Genomic DNA, 17933 nt, shown 5'->3' with positions numbered 1-17933 from the left:
CCGATACGTGAGCCGTATCAGTCCGCCTTTCTTGTTGTTACGCCTGCTGGCAATCAGCAATAGCGTTAAGAACCACCTCATGCGACACGCCGCCGCGTACTTCACTTTTCCCTATTGCCAGCGGAAGGACTAAACGCATTTCTCCCGCCAACACTTTTTTATCACGCAACATGTGCGGCAGGTAAGCCTGCGCGGACATCTCGCGCGGTCCGTGGACCGGCAAGCCAGCACGTTTAAGTAACGTGATGATGCGCTGCGTATCTTCTGGTGCAAACTGCCCCAGGCGTTCCGACGTCCGCGCAGCCATTACCATACCTGCTGCGACCGCTTCACCATGTAACCAATTGCCATAACCCATTTCAGCTTCAATGGCATGACCGTACGTGTGCCCAAGATTCAGTAAAGCACGTAAGCCGGTTTCGCGCTCGTCTGCGGCAACAACTTCGGCTTTCAGCTCACAACAACGACGAATACACCAGGCCATTGCCGGTCCGTCCAGACGCAGTAACGCATCCAGATTCTCTTCCAGCCAGCTAAAGAATTCGCCATCAAGGATAATGCCGTACTTGATCACTTCCGCCAGACCGGACGCCAGTTCACGGGCAGGGAGCGTTTTCAGACAGTCGAGATCCACCACCACGGAGGCCGGCTGGTAAAACGCGCCGATCATGTTTTTGCCGAGGGGATGGTTTACGGCGGTTTTACCGCCAACGGAGGAGTCGACCTGCGACAAAAGCGTCGTCGGGACCTGGATGAAGCGCACGCCGCGCTGATAGCTGGCAGCGGCAAAACCGGTCAGGTCGCCAATGACGCCGCCGCCCAGTGCGACCAGCGTCGTATCACGACCATGCGGTTTTTGCAGCAAGGCGGTGAATACCGTATCCAGCACCGTCAGGCTTTTGTACTGCTCGCCGTCAGGCAGGATGACGCTATCAACGTTCACACCCGCTTGTTCAAGTACGCTGCGAATCTTATCAAGATAAAGGGGAGCCAGGGTTTCGTTGGTGACCAACATAACCTGATCGCCCGATTTCAGCGGTAAGAATGAAGCTGGTTCGTTAAACAAACCAGCCGCGATGGTGATAGGGTAACTACGTTCCCCGAGAGTGACGGTAATCCTCTCCATGACGCGACATCCACCTTAATGACTTATACCCGCTTACCGAGTGTGTATTAAGCCAGAATCAGTTGCTTTCCAGCATATGAATAATCTGGTTTGCAACGACTTTGGCGCTCTGATCATCGGTACGAATGGTTACGTCGGCAATCTCTTCATACAGCGGATTGCGTTCGTCGGCCAACGCTTCCAGAACTTCACGAGGCGGCGCTTCTACCTGCAACAGCGGACGTTTTTTATCGCGCTGCGTACGCGCAAGTTGTTTTTCGATGGTCGTTTCGAGATAGACCACGACGCCACGCGCGGAAAGACGATTACGGGTTTCACGCGATTTTACAGAGCCACCACCGGTAGCCAGCACAATACCCTGTTTTTCCGTCAATTCGTTGATGACTTTCTCTTCACGATCGCGGAAGCCGTCTTCACCTTCTACGTCGAAGACCCAGCCCACATCAGCTCCGGTTCGTTTCTCAATCTCTTGATCAGAATCGTAAAATTCCATATTGAGTTGTTGAGCTAACTGGCGCCCAATAGTGCTTTTTCCGGCACCCATAGGCCCAACCAGAAAGATATTGCGTTTCTCTGCCATTTTTTCGGTACTACTAAGACTATTCGTTAATGATAAACCCGCGTCGCAGACACTGAGCGCAGCAGGACATGAACTGAAACCTCATAAGATATTGCGAGAGTCAGACTGAAAATTATCTCAATACTCAAGCAGGTTTGGCAACTGAATAAATCATCAAACCAGATTGTAGACAACCCGAGTCGGCGTTGCCGGACGGCGATGAGAAGTACCGACTCTCAAATCGGTACTCCTTGTATGCTAAATAGCTGCGCACGTCAAATCCCTGAAACGAGTTAAGTGCAAAAACAACGGTGTTTCATGCATAAATCATTCTGTCGAGACCAATCTGGGCGTAATAAATACCACCAGCTCACGACGTTCGTTTTCTTTCCCATCGTGGCGAAAGAGTTGTCCAAACCAAGGGATATCGCCTAACAGCGGAATACTGTCCTTCCCGGTTTTATTCTTGTTTGAAAAAATGCCGCCCAGCGCCAGCGTCTCTCCGCTTTTTACCTCGACCTGCGTTTCAATTTCCTGCTTATCGATGGCCAGTACCTCGCCGTCTGCCTGTTGCAGCACCTGCCCCGGCATGTTCTGGCTAATGCGCAGCTTCAGGCGAATTCGCCCCTTCGGTAAAACCGTTGGGGTAACTTCCATCCCAAGCACGGCCTCTTTAAATTCCACCGACGTCGCGCCGCTTTCGCCGCTGGAAACCTGATAGGGGATCTCGCTCCCCTGCTTGATGCTGGCGGGCTGCAGATGAGAAGCCAGCAGTCGCGGACTGGCGATAATATCGAGCTGCTGCTGTTGCTCCAGCGCGGACAGCTCCAGATCCAGCAACCGCCCATTAATACGACCAATATTGAACCCGACACGAGTGGTGGCATTTGCGACCGAAAGATCGCTGGCTATCGTCGTCACTTGCCCCACGGCACCGGCTTTCTCGGCCTCTGCCAGCGTCCATTTCACCCCCAGCTCACGCAGGCTTTTTTCATTAATGGTGACGATATGCGCCGCCAGTTCGACCTGTTCTATCGGGAGATCCATTTGCGCCACCCACTGTTCCACCAGCGCCAGCGTCGGCGAGTTATCCCTGACCAGCAGTCGATTGGTGCGCTTATCCACCGTGAGGCTGCCTTTGGCACTCAGCAGTTTATCCCCCGCTTTCGCCAGTTCAGTGGCATCGGCGTAATGCAGGGCAATATGCCGATTCTCCAGCGGTAAGTTCGCCTGGCGTCTTGCGACTTCCGCCTCCTGTCGCGCCGCCTCTTCACTCTGCCAGCTCTCGGAATGCACATGTAAAATCGCCCCTTCCTGACGTAACACCAGTCCGGCGCTTTTCACTACCGTCTGGAGCGCCTGTTTCCACGGGACATCCGTCAGATGCAACGACACCACGCCGCTGACATCCGGCGATACCACAAGGTTTTTTCGCTCCTGTTCAGCTAGCGCCTGAAGAACCTGCGTGACGGGAACATCATCCACCACCAGCGTCACGTTCTGGGTTTTTCCGGCCTGAACCGGCTGCAGGATGGCGATCAACACCACCAGTATCCATTGCTTCATTACCCTCTCCTTGTCGTTGCCACTGCCACCGGGGCGGGTCACACTCTTTACCTGTGCTCACCGTCAGCGTCTGTGCCGTGAGTTGCACGATAGTCCAGCCGTTATCCAGAACCTCATGTTGCTCGACACGGCGCCAGTGATGCTGCCCGTCCTGAAGCAGTCCAATATTTCGTTCCCCCCGGCTCACCATCCCCTGGAACCGCCATTGCGCCAGCTCAGCACCATGGCAATGATCTTCAGGCTGGCGGAACGGATCGCGCATGCCGGTCAGCATCGACAATGAAAGAGCCACCAACACCGCGTCCCTACCCTTCATGGAGAGGCTCCAGCCTGAGCGTTAACACTCGCTCGTCGTTTTCCGCTTTCAATGAGAATCCACTCACGGACATGCCGCGCGCCGCCAGATAACCAAACAATGACACCATTGCCTCCCACGGCGCCTTCACCGCAAGTTCTCCGCCCTGCGTCGATGGGCGCCAGTACAGTAACTGCACATTCGGCACCTGAAGCGTGAGCGGTGAAAACACCGGCGTTTGCGATGCCGATGAAATCTGTGCCTCTGTCTGCGCGCCAAAGAGGTGATACAACGTTGAACTGAGCTGACGGTTTGCCACCCGTTGCTGGTTAAGCGCGTCATCATCACGCATTCCCGGTAAGAACAGAAAAAACAGCGCGATCGTACTTAGCGCGGCCACCCAACTTACCCAACAGATAATGCGGGTACGCGGCGAAAAGGCGCACCAGGCGTCAAAGAGGGCGATCATGCGCTTCTCTCCATATCACCCGGTACTGGAACTGCCAGTATCCCTGCGCATCCCGTAGGGTGGCGCCGGTATGGCTTATCTCAAACATCGGCGAGTCTCGCAGGGCGGCTTCCAGTGTGCTGAGCGCAGAAAAGGTAAGCGCTTTTCCACTGAGCTCCAGCGAGCTCTGCTGGTAGTCCATGCTGGTCAGCCAGGCCTGTGCCGGCAAACTCAACGCAAGGTTTTCCAGCGCGGGCTGCCAGCGGCGGGTCTGCTCGCGCAATCTGTCTCGTTGAATGGCTTGCTGCGCCTGACGTTGGCGCGCCTCCAGCCGGGGTTTCACTGTTGTCAGTGCCGTGGCAAGTTGCTGCTCCGCCTGCAGTAAAACCACATTTGCCTGCCCGCTCGTGGCGCGGGTGAGATATCCGAGCAGCGTTAGTACCAGCACGATCGCCGCTGATGCGCCGAATAGCCCACCCCACATACGCAGACAGGCGTTACGCCGCTGTTGTCGCCAGGGCAAAAAATTGACGGGAGGATGCATCAACGCATTTCTCCCAGCGCCAGTCCAAGCGCAACGGCGAATGCATGACCTTCCCTGGGCACGGGAGGCTGACGGATTGAAACCGCCTGCCAGGGGTCAAAATCCTCTTCTGCGCAGAGCGCCACCTCTTCGGGTCTGAGGGAAAGCCCGGCAGCCAGGTCGTGAAGATGAGCGATCTCTGCCCGCGATTTGCGCCCCCAGGCGTTGCGCGTTGCCCACAGCCACTGCGTATCATCACGCCACGCCAGGCAGGTCTGTTCCGGGGAAAGAAAAGGCAGCAGACGCTGCAATGCGCAGGCATCCGGCGTGATCGCCGTGACGTTTACACCGAGTGTTTTCGCCAGCGTTAACAGACCCGAAATCTCTTTGTCCTGCGCGGCAGTGACCGTATAGGCCGGGGCGAGCGCATCTTCGCTATAGTCAAAGCGCAGCGCCGCCGATTCCATGTCCAACTCACGTGCCATCGAACCTGTCAGCCAGGCAGTTTGTTCACGCTCGCGAAGCGACATTGAGGGGCGTGGAAAGCGCTTTTGCCGCGTCCGACTCGCAGGAAAAGAGAGGTGAATATGATGGCGTTGCGGCAGCTCGCGACTCCACGGTTGTAACACCGCAACAAGCTGTTCGGCGTCGTGGAAATGTCCGTCGTTGATGGTGTGTTGCACCAGCGGCAGACGCCACCAGCGCTGTAGATACCACCCCGACGCGCCGCGAACGACGGCAACCGCCAGGGCTTCGTGTGGCTGAATGTGTAAGCCGACTTGCCAGAATCTGAAAGCCATTGCTGATGATCTCCTTATCACCCGTCGCTCTCGCGGGTATATCAATGCGTCTGGCTTGCCTTTATACTACCGCGCGGTTGTTTATAAACTGCCCAAATGAAACTAAATGGGAAATCTCCGGTGAAGTTCGTAAAGTATTTATTGATCCTTGCAGTATGTTGCATCCTGCTGGGAGCAGGCTCGATTTATGGCCTCTATCGCTATATTGAGCCACAGTTACCTGACGTCGCGACGCTTAAAGATGTGCGTTTGCAGATCCCGATGCAGGTTTACAGCGCAGATGGCGAGCTCATTGCGCAATATGGTGAAAAACGTCGTATTCCGGTGACGCTCAATCAGATCCCGCCGGAAATGGTCAAAGCTTTTATCGCCACAGAAGACAGTCGTTTCTATGAGCACCACGGCGTTGACCCGGTGGGGATTTTCCGTGCGGCCAGCGTTGCACTGTTCTCCGGTCACGCCTCTCAGGGGGCGAGTACCATCACGCAGCAGCTCGCAAGAAATTTTTTCCTCAGTCCTGAACGCACGCTGATGCGTAAGATTAAGGAAGTGTTCCTGGCGATCCGCATTGAGCAATTGCTGAGTAAAGATGAGATCCTCGAACTCTATCTGAACAAGATCTACCTCGGTTACCGCGCTTATGGCGTCGGGGCCGCGGCGCAGGTCTATTTCGGTAAATCAGTCGACCAGTTGGATCTGGGTGAGATCGCGGTGATTGCCGGTCTGCCGAAAGCGCCATCTACCTTTAACCCGCTTTATTCGATGGACCGCGCGACCGCACGTCGTAACGTGGTGTTGTCGCGTATGCTGAGCGAAGGGTACATCACTCAGGCACAGTACGATCAGGCGCGTAATGAGCCGATTGACGCCAACTATCATGCGCCGGAAATCGCTTTCTCCGCCCCGTACCTGTCAGAAATGGTGCGTCAGGAGATGTACAACCGTTACGGCGAAAACGCCTATGAAGACGGTTACCGTATTTACACCACGATCACCCGCAAGGTGCAGCAGGCCGCGCAACAGGCGGTACGTAATAACGTGCTGGACTATGACATGCGCCACGGCTATCGCGGTCCGGCCAACGTGCTGTGGAAAGTGGGTGAAACCGCATGGGACAGTAAAAAAATCACCGATACGCTGAAAGCGCTGCCAACTTACGGACCGTTGCTGCCGGCGGTGATCACCAGTGCAAACCCGCAGGAAGCGACGGCGACTCTGGCAGATGGCACCTCGGTCTCGCTGCGGATGGAGGGCATTCGTTGGGCGCGTCCTTATCGTTCGGACACTCAGCAGGGCCCGACGCCGCGTAAAGTCACTGACGCGGTGCAGACCGGCCAGCAGATCTGGGTGCGGAAGATGGGCGAAGCCTGGTGGCTGGCGCAGGTCCCGGATGTGAACTCCGCGCTGGTCTCTATCAATCCGAAAAACGGGGCTGTGCTGGCGCTGGTCGGCGGCTTTGACTTTAACCAGAGCAAGTTCAACCGTGCTACTCAGGCGCTGCGTCAGGTCGGTTCGAACATTAAGCCGTTCCTCTACACTGCCGCGATGGACAAAGGTCTGACCCTGGCGAGCATGCTGAACGACGTCCCAATCTCTCGCTGGGATGCGGGTGCCGGTTCCGACTGGCGTCCGAAAAACTCACCACCGCAGTACGCAGGCCCGATTCGTTTACGTCAGGGGCTGGGTGAATCGAAAAACGTGGTGATGGTACGCGCCATGCGGGCAATGGGCGTGGACTACGCAGCGGAATATTTGCAGCGTTTCGGCTTCCCGGCACAAAACATCGTGCATACCGAATCCCTGGCGCTGGGCTCCGCGTCATTTACCCCGCTACAGGTGGCGCGTGGTTATGCAGTCATGTCGAACGGCGGCTTCCTGGTTGATCCGTATTTCATCAGCAAGATCGAAACGGACCAGAACGGTGTGATTTTCGAAGCGAAGCCGAAAATTGCCTGCCCGGAGTGTGATATCCCGGTGATTTACGGTGATACACAGAAATCCAACGTTCTGGAAAACAACAATGTGGAAGATGTCGCCATCTCTGGCGAGCAGCAGAATGCCGCCGTGCCAATGCCCAAACTGGAGCAGGCAAATCAGGCGTTAGTGGCACAGACCGGGGCGCAAGAGTACGCACCACATGTGATCAACACGCCACTGGCTTTCCTGATTAAGAGCGCGCTGAATACCAACATCTTCGGCGAACCCGGCTGGATGGGCACCGGCTGGCGTGCAGGTCGCGATCTGAATCGCCACGATATCGGCGGTAAAACCGGGACCACCAACAGCTCGAAAGACGCCTGGTTCTCCGGTTACGGTCCGGGGGTGGTCACCTCCGTGTGGATTGGATTTGACGATCACCGTCGTGACCTGGGGCGCACCACTGCCTCTGGCGCGATCAAAGATCAAATCTCCGGCTACGAAGGCGGCGCGAAGAGTGCGCAACCCGCGTGGGATGCTTACATGAAGGCGGTGCTGGAAGGGGTTCCTGAGGAGCCGCTGACGCCGCCACCGGGCATCGTCACGGTCAATATCGACCGCAGTACCGGACAACTGGCAAACGGCGGTAACAGCCGGGCAGAATATTTCATCGAAGGCACGCAGCCGACACAGCAGGCGGTGCATGAGGTGGGAACCACCATCACTGATGGTGGTGAAACACACGAACTGTTCTAAACAAAAAAGGCGCTGCGGCGCCTTTTTTCATTCCTACAAGAAATCCCGTTTACAGCCGCCCCTGCCCTTTCAGCCATTCGCGAACAAGGAACAACGCGCTCACGTTTCGTGCTTCGGTGAAGTCGGGGTCTTCCAGCAGATCCATCAGATGCGCCAGCGGCCAGCGCACCTGCGGCAACGGTTCGGGTTCATCGCCTTCCAGTGACTCGGGATAAAGGTCTTCCGCCACCACGATATTCATCTTGCTGGAGAAGTAAGATGGCGCCATGCTGAGTTTTTTCAAAAAAGTCAGATCGTTTGCCCCAAAACCGACCTCTTCTTTCAGTTCCCGGTTCGCCGCTTCAAACACGCTTTCACCGGGGTCAATCAACCCTTTGGAAAAGCCCAGTTCATAGGACTCCGTTCCCACCGCGTATTCACGAATCAGGATCAGATGATCGTCAACGATCGGGACAATCATTACCGCTTCACGGGTAGAGGGACGCATCCGTTCATAGACGCGACGCACGCCGTTGCTGAATTCGAGGTCCACGCTTTCAACGCTAAATAGCCGCGACTGCGCGACAGTTTCGACGTTCAGAATGGTGGGTTTTTGTAATGATTTGCTCATCGTGAGAATCTATGCCGTGAAATCAGTCGTTATTGTGCGATACGCAACACGGTTTCGGCAATGCGAATTGCCGGTTATTTACATTTATGTAACCTAATAAAAATATAATTCCTGGTTCAAATTAAAAGTCAATAGGTTGAAATAGGTCCAGGAATTTGCTGATATTCCGCTTTTGTAGGTTTTGCTATCATCAGCATTCACTGGGATGCGCTGAAAAATGCTCAAGTTCAACTCCATGCTTGCCGATAGCCAACCACGGGATCACGTTTATTGTGACAGGGTGCGACTGACCACGCCTGACAGATTAAGTAAGATGGGGAAAGCATGAGCACCATTCTGATTTTTTTAGCGGCGTTGCTGGCCTGTGCATTGCTGGCCTGGTGGCGACTTAACGTTCGTGCCAGACGGCGTAAGCTGCCATGGACGAATGCGTTCTCAGAGGCGGCAACGCGCAAACTCACGCCTGAAGAACGCAGCGCCGTTGAAAATTATCTTGATAGCCTGAGCCAAATCCAGCAGGTACCCGGTCCGACAGGCGCCAGCGCGGCCCCGGTTTCCCTGACGCTGAATGCTGAAAGCAATAGCGTCATCATTCTGACCCATTCCATCACCCGCTACGGCATCACGACGGACGATCCGAATAAGTGGCGCTACTACCTCGATTCCGTTGAAGTCCATCTGCCGCCCTTCTGGGAACAGTATATTAATGATGAAAACAGCGTTGAACTGATCCACACCGATACGCTGCCGCTGGTGATCTCGCTAAATGGTCATTCCCTGCAAGAGTATATGCAGGAAGCGCGTGGTTACGCGCTGCAACCGACCACGTCCACACAGGCGTCAATTCGCGGCGAAGAGAGCGAGCAAATTGAGCTGCTGAACATTCGTCAGGAGACGCATGAAGAGTACGCGCTTAGCCGCCCGGCCGGTTTCCGCGAAGCGTTGTTAATTGTTGCCGCCTTCCTGCTGTTCTTTTTCTGTCTGGTAACGCCGGACGTCTTTGTGCCGTGGATGGTGGGCGGAGCCGTGCTGTTGCTGGCGGCAGGATTGTGGGGCTTATTCGCTCCGCCGTCGAAAACCGCGCTACGCGAAATTCACTGCCTGCGGGGAACGCCGCGCCGCTGGGGACTGTTTGGCGAAAATGACCAGGAGCAGATTAACAATATCTCGCTGGGGATTATCGACCTGGTTTATCCGACTCACTGGCAGCCTTACATTGCGCAGGATCTCGGCCAGCAAACAGATATTGATATTTATCTCGATCGCCACGTCGTGCGTCAGGGGCGGTTTTTATCCCTGCATGACGAGGTCAAAAACTTCCCGTTGCAGCACTGGGTACGCAGCACGATCATCGCGGGTGGTTCGCTGCTGGTATTGCTCATGCTGCTGTTCTGGATCCCGCTCGATATGCCGATTAAGTTCACACTATCGTGGATGAAGGGCGCGCAAACCATCGAAGCAACCAGCGTAAAACAGCTTGAACAGTCAGGCGTGCGCGTCGGCGACACGTTGAATCTTCGCGGTACCGGCATGTGTAATATTCATGCGCAGGGCACCTGGAGCGCACAAACCAGCTCGCCGTTTATGCCGTTTGACTGCTCGCAGATCATCTGGAATGACGCCCCAGCGCTGCCGTTGCCAGAATCCGATCTGGTGAACAAAGCCACTGCGCTCTCGCAGGCCGTTAACCGCCAGTTGCACCCCAAACCGGAAGATGACTCTCGCGTCAGCGCGGCCTTGCGTTCCGCTATTCAGAAATCGGGCATGGTGCTGCTGGATGATTTTGGCGATATCGTCCTGAAAACCGCCGAACTGTGCGCAGCAGAAGATGAGTGTGTGCGCCTCAAAAATGCGCTGGTTAACCTGGGGAACAGTAAAGACTGGAACGCGCTGGTGAAACGTGCCAACGCAGGCAAACTGGACGGGGTCAATGTTCTGCTGCGTCCCGTCAGCGCCGAATCGCTCGACAATCTGGTCACCACCTCCACCGCGCCCTTTATTACCCGCGAGACCGCCCGCGCCGCCCAGTCGCTGAACAGCCCTGCCCCTGGCGGATTCCTGATCGTCAGTGATGAAGGCAGCGATCTGGTCGATCAGCCCTGGCCGACCGTATCGCTGTACGACTACCCGGCGCAGGAACAGTGGAGCGCCTTCCAGCGACTGGCGCAAATGCTGATGAACACGCCGTTTAGCGCCGAAGGGATCGTCACCAATATTTATACTGATGCCAATGGCACGCAGCACATTGGCCTGCACCGCATTCCCGATCGTTCCGGTTTGTGGCGTTATCTCGGCACCACGCTGCTGATGCTGACGATGTTAGCCTGCACACTCTATAATGGCGTGCAGGCATTCCGCCGCTATCAGCGCCATCGCACCCGCATGATGGAGATTCAGCAGTACTATGAAAGCTGTCTGAATCCGAAGCTCATCAGCGCTCCGGAAAGCCTCATCTGATAACATGTCTGCGGCGCCGGGTGTGCTACCCTGTGCCGCATCGCGTTTTCTTCTGGAGAGTTCCCATGCATATTGATATTGCCTGGCAGAACGTGGATACCGTTCTGTTAGACATGGATGGCACGCTGCTCGACCTGGCGTTTGATAACTACTTCTGGCAAAAGCTGGTGCCTGAAACCTACGGGGCGCAGAACGGGATCTCGCCACAAGAGGCGCAGGAACGCATCCGTCAGGAATATCATGCCGTGCAGCATACGCTAAACTGGTACTGTCTTGATTACTGGAGCGACCGTCTGGGTCTGGATATCTGCGCGATGACCACCGCGATGGGGCCGCGAGCCGTATTGCGTGACGATACGGTCCCCTTTTTAGATGCGCTCAAAGCCTGCGGTAAACGACGGATTTTGCTGACCAACGCGCATCCGCATAATCTGGCCGTGAAGCTGGAGCATACCGGTCTGGCCTCACACCTTGATTTATTACTTTCTACCCACACATTTGGATATCCCAAAGAGGATCAGCGGTTATGGCGCGCCGTGGCGGAAGAAACGGGAATGAGTGCAGAGAAAACGCTGTTTATCGACGATAGCGAACCTATTCTCGATGCGGCGGCGAAGTTTGGTATTCGTTATTGCCTCGGTGTAACTAACCCCGACTCTGGCATTGCGGAAAAAGAATATACGCGCCATCCGTCACTGAATGACTACCGCCGACTGATCCCCTCACTGATGTGAAGGAGACGCCATGAAAGAGAAGCCCCCGGTTGAGGTCAGACTGGATAAATGGCTATGGGCTGCGCGGTTTTATAAAACCCGCGCACTGGCCCGTGAAATGGTGGACGGCGGGAAAGTTCACTATAACGGACAGCGCAGTAAGCCGAGCAAGATCGTCGAACTGAACGCTACGCTGACGCTGCGTCAGGGCAATGATGAGCGCACCGTGGTGATCAAAGCGATTACCGAGCAGCGTCGTCCGGCCAGCGAAGCCGTCACACTGTACGAAGAGACGACGGAAAGCGTAGAGAAACGCGAAAAAATGGCGCTGGCGCGTAAGCTTAACGCTCTGACCATGCCGCACCCGGACAGGCGACCGGACAAAAAAGAACGCCGCGACCTGTTACGATTTAAACACGGCGACAGTGAATAACTGTCGCCCGCAAGAGAGATGATTATGCCGCAACATGACCAATTACACCGCTATCTGTTTGAAAACTTTGCCGTGCGCGGCGAACTGGTAACCGTATCGGAAACCCTGCAACAGATCCTCGAAAACCATACCTATCCGCAGCCGGTGAAAACCGTGCTGGCTGAGTTACTGGTCGCCACCAGTCTGCTCACGGCGACGCTGAAGTTCGCCGGTGATATCACCGTTCAGCTCCAGGGTGATGGTCCGCTGAGCCTCGCGGTGATCAACGGCAACAATAATCAGCAGATGCGCGGCGTCGCGCGTGTCCAGGGCGAGATCCCGGATGATGCAGACCTGAAAACGCTGGTCGGCAATGGTTATCTGGTCATTACCATTACCCCGGAAGAAGGCGAGCGTTATCAGGGCGTTGTCGGTCTGGAAGGCGATACTCTGGCGGCATGTCTGGAAGATTACTTCCTGCGTTCTGAGCAGTTGCCAACCCGTCTGTTCATTCGTACCGGTGATGTTGACGGGAAAGCCGCTGCCGGCGGAATGCTGCTGCAGGTGATGCCAGCCCAGGATGCGCAAGCAGATGACTTCAACCATCTGGCCACGCTGACCGAAACCATCAAAGCGGACGAGTTACTGACCCTGCCCGCTAATGAGGTGCTGTGGCGTCTGTATCATGAAGAAGAGGTCACCCTTTACGATCCGCAGGACGTTGAGTTCAAATGCACCTGCTCTCGCGAACGCTGTGCTGGCGCACTGAAAACGCTGCCGGACGAAGAGGTGGATAGCATTCTGGCGGAAGAAGGCGAAATCGATATGCATTGCGACTATTGCGGGAGTCACTACCTGTTCAATGCTATGGATATTGCCGAGATCCGTAATAACGCCTCCCCTGCCGATCCGCAGGTTCACTGATCAATATCCTGAACCGGTCGGACGACGCGAAGCGTCTCCGACCGTCTGCAATTTATTCCGCACTTTTTGCTAAAATTTTCTTTCGTGGTGAATCGATATTTTGTATGTAAGTGGTTTGTTAATTTCCAGCATGAATGCGATTACACTCACAACATTCCCGTGAAAAATACTAATCTTTAACCTTTTAGGAACATTTTCCACAACTAAAAAGTCATTCCTGCCATAATAAGCCCCGCTTCGTGACTGGAGTCACAGCGTTTTCAGTCAATCGTGATTTTGTCCAGATAAGTAAATCTATGAGCCTTGTCGCGGTTAACACCCCCAAAAAAACCTTACTATTCCAGGTAATACATATTGGCTAAGGAGCAGTGATATGCGCGTGAAACGATTAACCCCGCAAGATCTCAAGGCTTATGGTATCAGCGACGTTCAGGATATTGTTTACAACCCGAGCTATGAAACCCTTTACCAGGAAGAGCTAGACCCAAGCCTGGAAGGTTACGAGCGTGGTGTGTTGACAAACCTGGGTGCCGTTGCAGTTGATACCGGTATTTTCACCGGACGTTCGCCGAAGGATAAGTACATTGTTCGTGATGACACCACGCGTGACACGCTGTGGTGGTCCGACAAAGGAAAAGGCAAGAACGACAACAAACCGCTGTCCCAGGAAACCTGGCAGCACCTGAAAGGATTAGTCACCAAACAACTTTCCGGTAAACGTCTGTTTATCGTTGATGCGTTCTGTGGCGCAAACGCCGACACCCGCCTCTCTGTCCGCTTCATTACTGAAGTAGCGTGGCAGGCGCATTTCGTGAAGAACATGTTTATTCGCCCGAGCGATGACGAACTGGAAGGCTTTGAGCCTGACTTTATCGTGATGAACGGCGCGAAATGCACAAACCCACAGTGGAAAGAGCAGGGTCTGAACTCCGAGAACTTTGTCGCCTTCAACCTGACCGAACGTATCCAGCTGATTGGTGGTACCTGGTACGGCGGCGAAATGAAGAAAGGCATGTTCTCGGTGATGAACTACCTGCTGCCGTTGAAAGGCATTGCATCAATGCACTGTTCCGCCAACGTGGGCGAGAAAGGCGACGTTGCCGTGTTCTTCGGTCTTTCCGGCACCGGGAAAACGACTCTCTCCACCGACCCGAAACGTCGTCTGATCGGCGATGACGAGCACGGCTGGGACGACGATGGCGTGTTCAACTTTGAAGGCGGTTGCTACGCAAAAACAATCAAGCTGTCGAAAGAAGCGGAACCGGAAATCTACAACGCTATCCGCCGTGATGCGCTGTTAGAAAACGTCACCGTGCGCGACGATGGGACTATTGATTTTGACGACGGTTCGAAAACCGAGAACACTCGCGTTTCCTATCCGATCTACCACATCGAAAACATCGTTAAGCCGGTTTCCAAAGCCGGTCATGCCACGAAGGTAATCTTCCTGACCGCTGACGCTTTTGGCGTGCTGCCACCGGTTTCCCGCCTGACCGCCAACCAGACGCAGTACCACTTCCTGTCTGGCTTCACGGCTAAACTGGCAGGGACTGAGCGCGGTGTCACCGAGCCGACGCCAACCTTCTCAGCCTGCTTCGGCGCAGCATTCCTGTCGCTGCACCCGACGCAGTATGCTGAAGTGCTGGTGAAACGCATGCAGGCCGCTGGCGCGCAGGCTTACCTGGTCAACACCGGCTGGAACGGTACGGGCAAACGTATCTCTATCAAAGATACCCGCGCGATTATCGACGCCATCCTGAATGGTTCTCTGGACGATGCGGAAACCTTCAACCTGCCGATGTTTGATCTGGCGATCCCGACTGAGTTGCCAGGTGTAGATACTCGTATTCTCGACCCGCGTAATACCTACGGGTCTCCGGAGCAGTGGCAGGAAAAAGCGACTGCGCTGGCGAAACTGTTCATCGAGAACTTCGAGAAATACACCGATACGCCAGCAGGCGAAGCGCTGGTCAGCGCCGGACCGAAGCTGTAAGCCAGCAGATCGGATAAAGCAAAAATAACAAGGGAGGCATTTCGCCTCCCTTTTTTACGTCTCTTTGGTCGTCCCCTGGACGCGGGCCACAGGAACCGGTAACCAGGCGCGGATAGAAAGTCCGCCCCGCTCACTGGTACCAATTTCCAGCATACCGTTATGGTTATCGATGATTCGCTGCACGATCGCCAGCCCTAACCCGGTACCGCTGGTGCTACGCGCACTGTCGCCACGCACAAAGGGCTGGAACAGGTGTTTACGCTGTTCGGGCTTAATGCCGGGGCCGTCATCTTCCACCTGGAACCAGGTGCGATGAGGTTCCGTCCCGCTGCTGACTTTGATCCATCCGTTGCCGTAACGTGCGGCGTTAACCACCATATTAGCCACTGCCCGTTTGATAGACAGCGGGTGCATTTTCACCTGAATGCTGCCCGGCTGTAGCGCGGTCTCAATTTCACGCTCATAGCCACTTTCTGCCGCCACTACTTCGCCCAGCACGGCGTTAAGATCGGCCATCTCCATCGGCATCTCCTGCCCGGTACGCAGATAGTCGATGAACTGCTCAATGATCGCGTTGCACTCTTCGATATCTTTGTTGATGGACTCCGCCAGATAACCATCCTGCTCGCTCATCATCTCTGTCGCCAGGCGAATACGCGTCAGCGGCGTACGGAGATCGTGACTGACCCCCGCCATCAACAGCGTTCGGTCATCCGCTAACTGCTTCACCCCCGCCGCCATATGGTTGAACGCACGGGTCACCGAGCGCACCTCGGACGCGCCATACTCGCGCAGCGGTGGTGGAATAATGCCTTTCCCTACCTGCAGCGCGGCATGTTCGAGATCCACAAGGGGTCGGTTTTGTATACGAATAAACAGCCACGCCCCCCCTATCGCCAGCAACATGATGGCCAGCGTATAGCGAAACAGCGGGGAGAAATCGCCCTGATGAATTTCCGTTAACGGCACGCGCACCCAGATATTGGGCGACAGCCAGGTTTTCAGCCAGACAACCGGTGAACTTTTGTTGACCTCAACGCGCACTTCCGTCGGCCCGCCCAGCTGCTGCGCCATCTGATGGCTTAAAAATTCATAGTGTTGCGCCCAACGCAGTCCCGCCTCTTCGGCGGCTTCATTGGAGTAGAGAGAAATCCCCAGCTCACGGTAAATTTCCCGGCGAAAAGCGGGAGGCACCACCAGTTGCGTGCCGTCCTCCAGTTGCAGTTTATCGGTCATCAGCATACGCACTTCGTAGGCCAGGACCTTATTAAACTGCTGGAGACTCGGCAGAATCGCAAAGTTCAGCACCACCAGATAGGTCGTCACCAGGCTGACAAACAGCAGGGTGACGATGAGCAACAGCGTGCGGGCAAATGAACTTCGTGGCGAGAAGCGCATTCGCCTCATGCTTTAGAACCGTCCGGCACGAAAACGTAGCCCAGGCCCCACACGGTCTGGATATAACGCGGATGAGCGGGATCCTCTTCGACCATACGACGCAGACGAGAAATCTGTACGTCGATGGAACGTTCCATTGCAGAATACTCACGGCCACGCGCCAGGTTCATCAGTTTGTCACGGGACAGCGGCTCACGCGGGTGGCTCACCAGCGCTTTCAGTACCGCAAATTCACCACTGGTGAGCGGCATCGGCTCGTCTTCGCGGAACATTTCGCGGGTTCCCAGGTTCAGCTTGAACTTACCAAAGGCAATGACCGCTTCTTCCTGAGAAGGCGCGCCAGGCAGTTCGTTCGCCTGACGACGCAGCACCGCGCGAATACGCGCCAGCAGTTCGCGTGGGTTAAACGGTTTCGGGATATAGTCATCGGCGCCGATTTCCAGCCCGACAATGCGGTCAACTTCTTCCCCTTTCGCCGTGACCATGATGATCGGCATCGGGTTACTCTGGCTGCGCAGACGGCGGCAAATAGACAGTCCATCTTCACCCGGCAGCATCAGATCCAGTACCATAAGGTGGAAAGATTCGCGGGTTAGCAGACGATCCATTTGCTCGGCGTTAGCGACGCTTCGAACCTGGAAGCCCTGCTCGGTCAGATAACGCTCCAGCAGCGCGCGCAGGCGCATGTCGTCATCGACCACCAGAATTTTATAGTTCTCTTGCATTGTTTGTACTCCCAAAGGTTCGCAACAATTGAAGGTATGTATTCTTAAAAAAGCTTACGTTCGCCACCAGCGAATTCTGGTATGAATTCCAGGCTAAATTGTTACAAAGCATATTTAACAGCAGCTTAAGTATACAATGAAACGCGCAGCACATTATTTATTCTGTTAGCAGGGTGACGTAATACGAATTGTGCGCTTCGTCACAGACTTAAAGGTAATCAACAAGATGAAAACGCCTCTGATCACCCGGGAAGGGTACGAAAAACTCAAAAGCGAGCTCAATTACCTCTGGCGTGAAGAACGCCCGGAAGTCACCAAGAAGGTGACCTGGGCGGCGAGTCTGGGTGACCGCAGCGAGAATGCCGACTACCAGTATAATAAAAAGCGGCTACGTGAGATCGACCGACGCGTCCGCTACCTGACCAAATGCCTGGAGAATTTGAAGATCGTCGATTACTCCCCGCAGCAGGAAGGCAAAGTGTTTTTCGGCGCCTGGGTCGAGATCGAAAATGACGATGGCGACACCCGTCGCTTTCGGATTGTCGGCTACGATGAAATTTTCGGCCGCAAAGATTACATCTCCATCGACTCGCCGATGGCGCGCGCGCTGCTGAAAAAAGAGGTCGGCGATCTCGCGGTGGTCAACACGCCTGGCGGGGAAGCAAGCTGGTACGTGAATGCGATCGAATACGTAAAATGAGCAGGAACAAT

The 17933-nt window shown here is 55.1% G+C and carries 17 protein-coding genes; 7 read left to right on the top strand and 10 right to left on the bottom strand.

What is annotated here, in order from left to right; translation table 11 throughout:
* Positions 1-37: 37 nt before the first annotated feature.
* The 7 genes from aroB to AL479_RS10785 form a co-directional block, all read right to left on the bottom strand.
* Positions 38-1126: a 3-dehydroquinate synthase gene (gene aroB / locus AL479_RS10820; protein ID WP_042998412.1), complete on the bottom strand. Its 1089-nt coding sequence runs from the start codon at positions 1124-1126 to the stop codon at positions 38-40.
* A gap of 58 nt (positions 1127-1184) precedes the next feature.
* Entirely contained in the window at positions 1185-1706 is a 522-nt protein-coding gene (aroK, locus tag AL479_RS10815; RefSeq protein WP_042322869.1) for a shikimate kinase AroK, read from the bottom strand.
* Positions 1707-2012: 306 nt separating this feature from the next.
* On the bottom strand, positions 2013-3251 hold the full coding sequence (gene hofQ / locus AL479_RS10805) for a DNA uptake porin HofQ (RefSeq protein WP_061076088.1): 1239 nt from the start codon (positions 3249-3251) through the stop codon (positions 2013-2015).
* On the bottom strand, positions 3163-3567 hold the full coding sequence (locus AL479_RS10800) for a HofP DNA utilization family protein (RefSeq protein ID WP_105291748.1): 405 nt from the start codon (positions 3565-3567) through the stop codon (positions 3163-3165). Before AL479_RS10800 ends, hofQ begins: the two co-directional genes overlap by 89 nt.
* Positions 3557-4015 (bottom strand): hypothetical protein, encoded by a 459-nt coding sequence (locus AL479_RS10795; RefSeq protein WP_061076087.1) that lies wholly within the window; start codon positions 4013-4015, stop codon positions 3557-3559. Before AL479_RS10795 ends, AL479_RS10800 begins: the two co-directional genes overlap by 11 nt.
* Positions 3999-4538, bottom strand: a complete 540-nt coding sequence (locus tag AL479_RS10790; protein WP_061076086.1) for a PilN domain-containing protein — start codon at positions 4536-4538, stop codon at positions 3999-4001. The genes AL479_RS10795 and AL479_RS10790 overlap by 17 nt, the downstream gene beginning before the upstream one ends.
* The gene (locus AL479_RS10785; protein WP_061076085.1) at positions 4538-5317 is read right to left on the bottom strand and encodes a hypothetical protein; all 780 of its coding nucleotides are present in this window, start codon (positions 5315-5317) and stop codon (positions 4538-4540) included. The genes AL479_RS10790 and AL479_RS10785 overlap by 1 nt, the downstream gene beginning before the upstream one ends.
* A 120-nt stretch (positions 5318-5437) precedes the next feature.
* Between AL479_RS10785 and mrcA the strand changes: the two genes are divergently transcribed.
* Positions 5438-7990 carry a peptidoglycan glycosyltransferase/peptidoglycan DD-transpeptidase MrcA gene (gene mrcA, locus AL479_RS10780; RefSeq protein ID WP_192478915.1) on the top strand — a complete coding sequence of 851 codons (2553 nt, stop codon included), beginning with the start codon at positions 5438-5440 and terminating at the stop codon, positions 7988-7990.
* Between the two features lie 49 nt (positions 7991-8039).
* Here the strand turns inward: mrcA and nudE are convergent, their stop codons facing one another.
* A complete protein-coding gene (gene nudE, locus AL479_RS10775) occupies positions 8040-8600 on the bottom strand; it encodes an ADP compounds hydrolase NudE (RefSeq protein WP_061076084.1) in 561 nt (186 codons plus the stop codon).
* A gap of 324 nt (positions 8601-8924) precedes the next feature.
* Between nudE and igaA the strand changes: the two genes are divergently transcribed.
* The 5 genes from igaA (at position 8925) to pckA (ending at position 15099) form a co-directional block, all read left to right on the top strand.
* A complete protein-coding gene (igaA, locus tag AL479_RS10770) occupies positions 8925-11057 on the top strand; it encodes an intracellular growth attenuator protein IgaA (RefSeq protein ID WP_061076083.1) in 2133 nt (710 codons plus the stop codon).
* A 65-nt stretch (positions 11058-11122) separates the two neighbouring features.
* A complete protein-coding gene (gene yrfG / locus AL479_RS10765) occupies positions 11123-11791 on the top strand; it encodes a GMP/IMP nucleotidase (protein WP_061076082.1) in 669 nt (222 codons plus the stop codon).
* 10 nt (positions 11792-11801) lie between these two features.
* Entirely contained in the window at positions 11802-12203 is a 402-nt protein-coding gene (hslR, locus tag AL479_RS10760; protein ID WP_105291746.1) for a ribosome-associated heat shock protein Hsp15, read from the top strand.
* A gap of 24 nt (positions 12204-12227) precedes the next feature.
* Positions 12228-13106: an Hsp33 family molecular chaperone HslO gene (hslO, locus tag AL479_RS10755; RefSeq protein ID WP_061076080.1), complete on the top strand. Its 879-nt coding sequence runs from the start codon at positions 12228-12230 to the stop codon at positions 13104-13106.
* A 373-nt stretch (positions 13107-13479) separates the two neighbouring features.
* Positions 13480-15099, top strand: coding sequence for a phosphoenolpyruvate carboxykinase (ATP) (gene pckA, locus AL479_RS10750; RefSeq protein ID WP_061076079.1), 1620 nt, complete (start codon positions 13480-13482; stop codon positions 15097-15099).
* Positions 15100-15153: 54 nt separating this feature from the next.
* Here pckA and envZ read toward each other — a convergent pair whose 3' ends face one another.
* Both envZ and ompR read right to left on the bottom strand, forming a co-directional pair.
* The gene (envZ, locus tag AL479_RS10745) at positions 15154-16506 is read right to left on the bottom strand and encodes a two-component system sensor histidine kinase EnvZ (RefSeq protein WP_061076078.1); all 1353 of its coding nucleotides are present in this window, start codon (positions 16504-16506) and stop codon (positions 15154-15156) included.
* Positions 16503-17222, bottom strand: a complete 720-nt coding sequence (ompR, locus tag AL479_RS10740; RefSeq protein ID WP_001157751.1) for a two-component system response regulator OmpR — start codon at positions 17220-17222, stop codon at positions 16503-16505. Before ompR ends, envZ begins: the two co-directional genes overlap by 4 nt.
* Before the next feature lie 226 nt (positions 17223-17448).
* Between ompR and greB the strand changes: the two genes are divergently transcribed.
* On the top strand, positions 17449-17922 hold the full coding sequence (greB, locus tag AL479_RS10735) for a transcription elongation factor GreB (RefSeq protein WP_061076077.1): 474 nt from the start codon (positions 17449-17451) through the stop codon (positions 17920-17922).
* Positions 17923-17933 lie beyond the last annotated feature (11 nt).

Source organism: Citrobacter amalonaticus (genome assembly GCF_001559075.2).
Lineage (GTDB): Bacteria > Pseudomonadota > Gammaproteobacteria > Enterobacterales > Enterobacteriaceae > Citrobacter_A > Citrobacter_A amalonaticus_F.
The sequence above is the reverse complement of the archived record's forward strand: the minus strand, read 5'-3'. Positions and strand labels throughout refer to the sequence as shown.

Coding starts and splice junctions, on each gene's coding strand:
- envZ (WP_061076078.1), bottom strand. CDS start 16,506: ATGAGGCGAATGCGCTTCTCGCCACGAAGTTCATTTGCCCGCACGCTG.
- greB (WP_061076077.1), top strand. CDS start 17,449: ATGAAAACGCCTCTGATCACCCGGGAAGGGTACGAAAAACTCAAAAGC.
- yrfG (WP_061076082.1), top strand. CDS start 11,123: ATGCATATTGATATTGCCTGGCAGAACGTGGATACCGTTCTGTTAGAC.
- hslO (WP_061076080.1), top strand. CDS start 12,228: ATGCCGCAACATGACCAATTACACCGCTATCTGTTTGAAAACTTTGCC.
- pckA (WP_061076079.1), top strand. CDS start 13,480: ATGCGCGTGAAACGATTAACCCCGCAAGATCTCAAGGCTTATGGTATC.
- AL479_RS10790 (WP_061076086.1), bottom strand. CDS start 4,538: ATGCATCCTCCCGTCAATTTTTTGCCCTGGCGACAACAGCGGCGTAAC.
- ompR (WP_001157751.1), bottom strand. CDS start 17,222: ATGCAAGAGAACTATAAAATTCTGGTGGTCGATGACGACATGCGCCTG.
- AL479_RS10795 (WP_061076087.1), bottom strand. CDS start 4,015: ATGATCGCCCTCTTTGACGCCTGGTGCGCCTTTTCGCCGCGTACCCGC.
- hslR (WP_105291746.1), top strand. CDS start 11,802: ATGAAAGAGAAGCCCCCGGTTGAGGTCAGACTGGATAAATGGCTATGG.
- AL479_RS10800 (WP_105291748.1), bottom strand. CDS start 3,567: ATGAAGGGTAGGGACGCGGTGTTGGTGGCTCTTTCATTGTCGATGCTG.
- aroK (WP_042322869.1), bottom strand. CDS start 1,706: ATGGCAGAGAAACGCAATATCTTTCTGGTTGGGCCTATGGGTGCCGGA.
- hofQ (WP_061076088.1), bottom strand. CDS start 3,251: ATGAAGCAATGGATACTGGTGGTGTTGATCGCCATCCTGCAGCCGGTT.
- igaA (WP_061076083.1), top strand. CDS start 8,925: ATGAGCACCATTCTGATTTTTTTAGCGGCGTTGCTGGCCTGTGCATTG.
- nudE (WP_061076084.1), bottom strand. CDS start 8,600: ATGAGCAAATCATTACAAAAACCCACCATTCTGAACGTCGAAACTGTC.
- AL479_RS10785 (WP_061076085.1), bottom strand. CDS start 5,317: ATGGCTTTCAGATTCTGGCAAGTCGGCTTACACATTCAGCCACACGAA.
- aroB (WP_042998412.1), bottom strand. CDS start 1,126: ATGGAGAGGATTACCGTCACTCTCGGGGAACGTAGTTACCCTATCACC.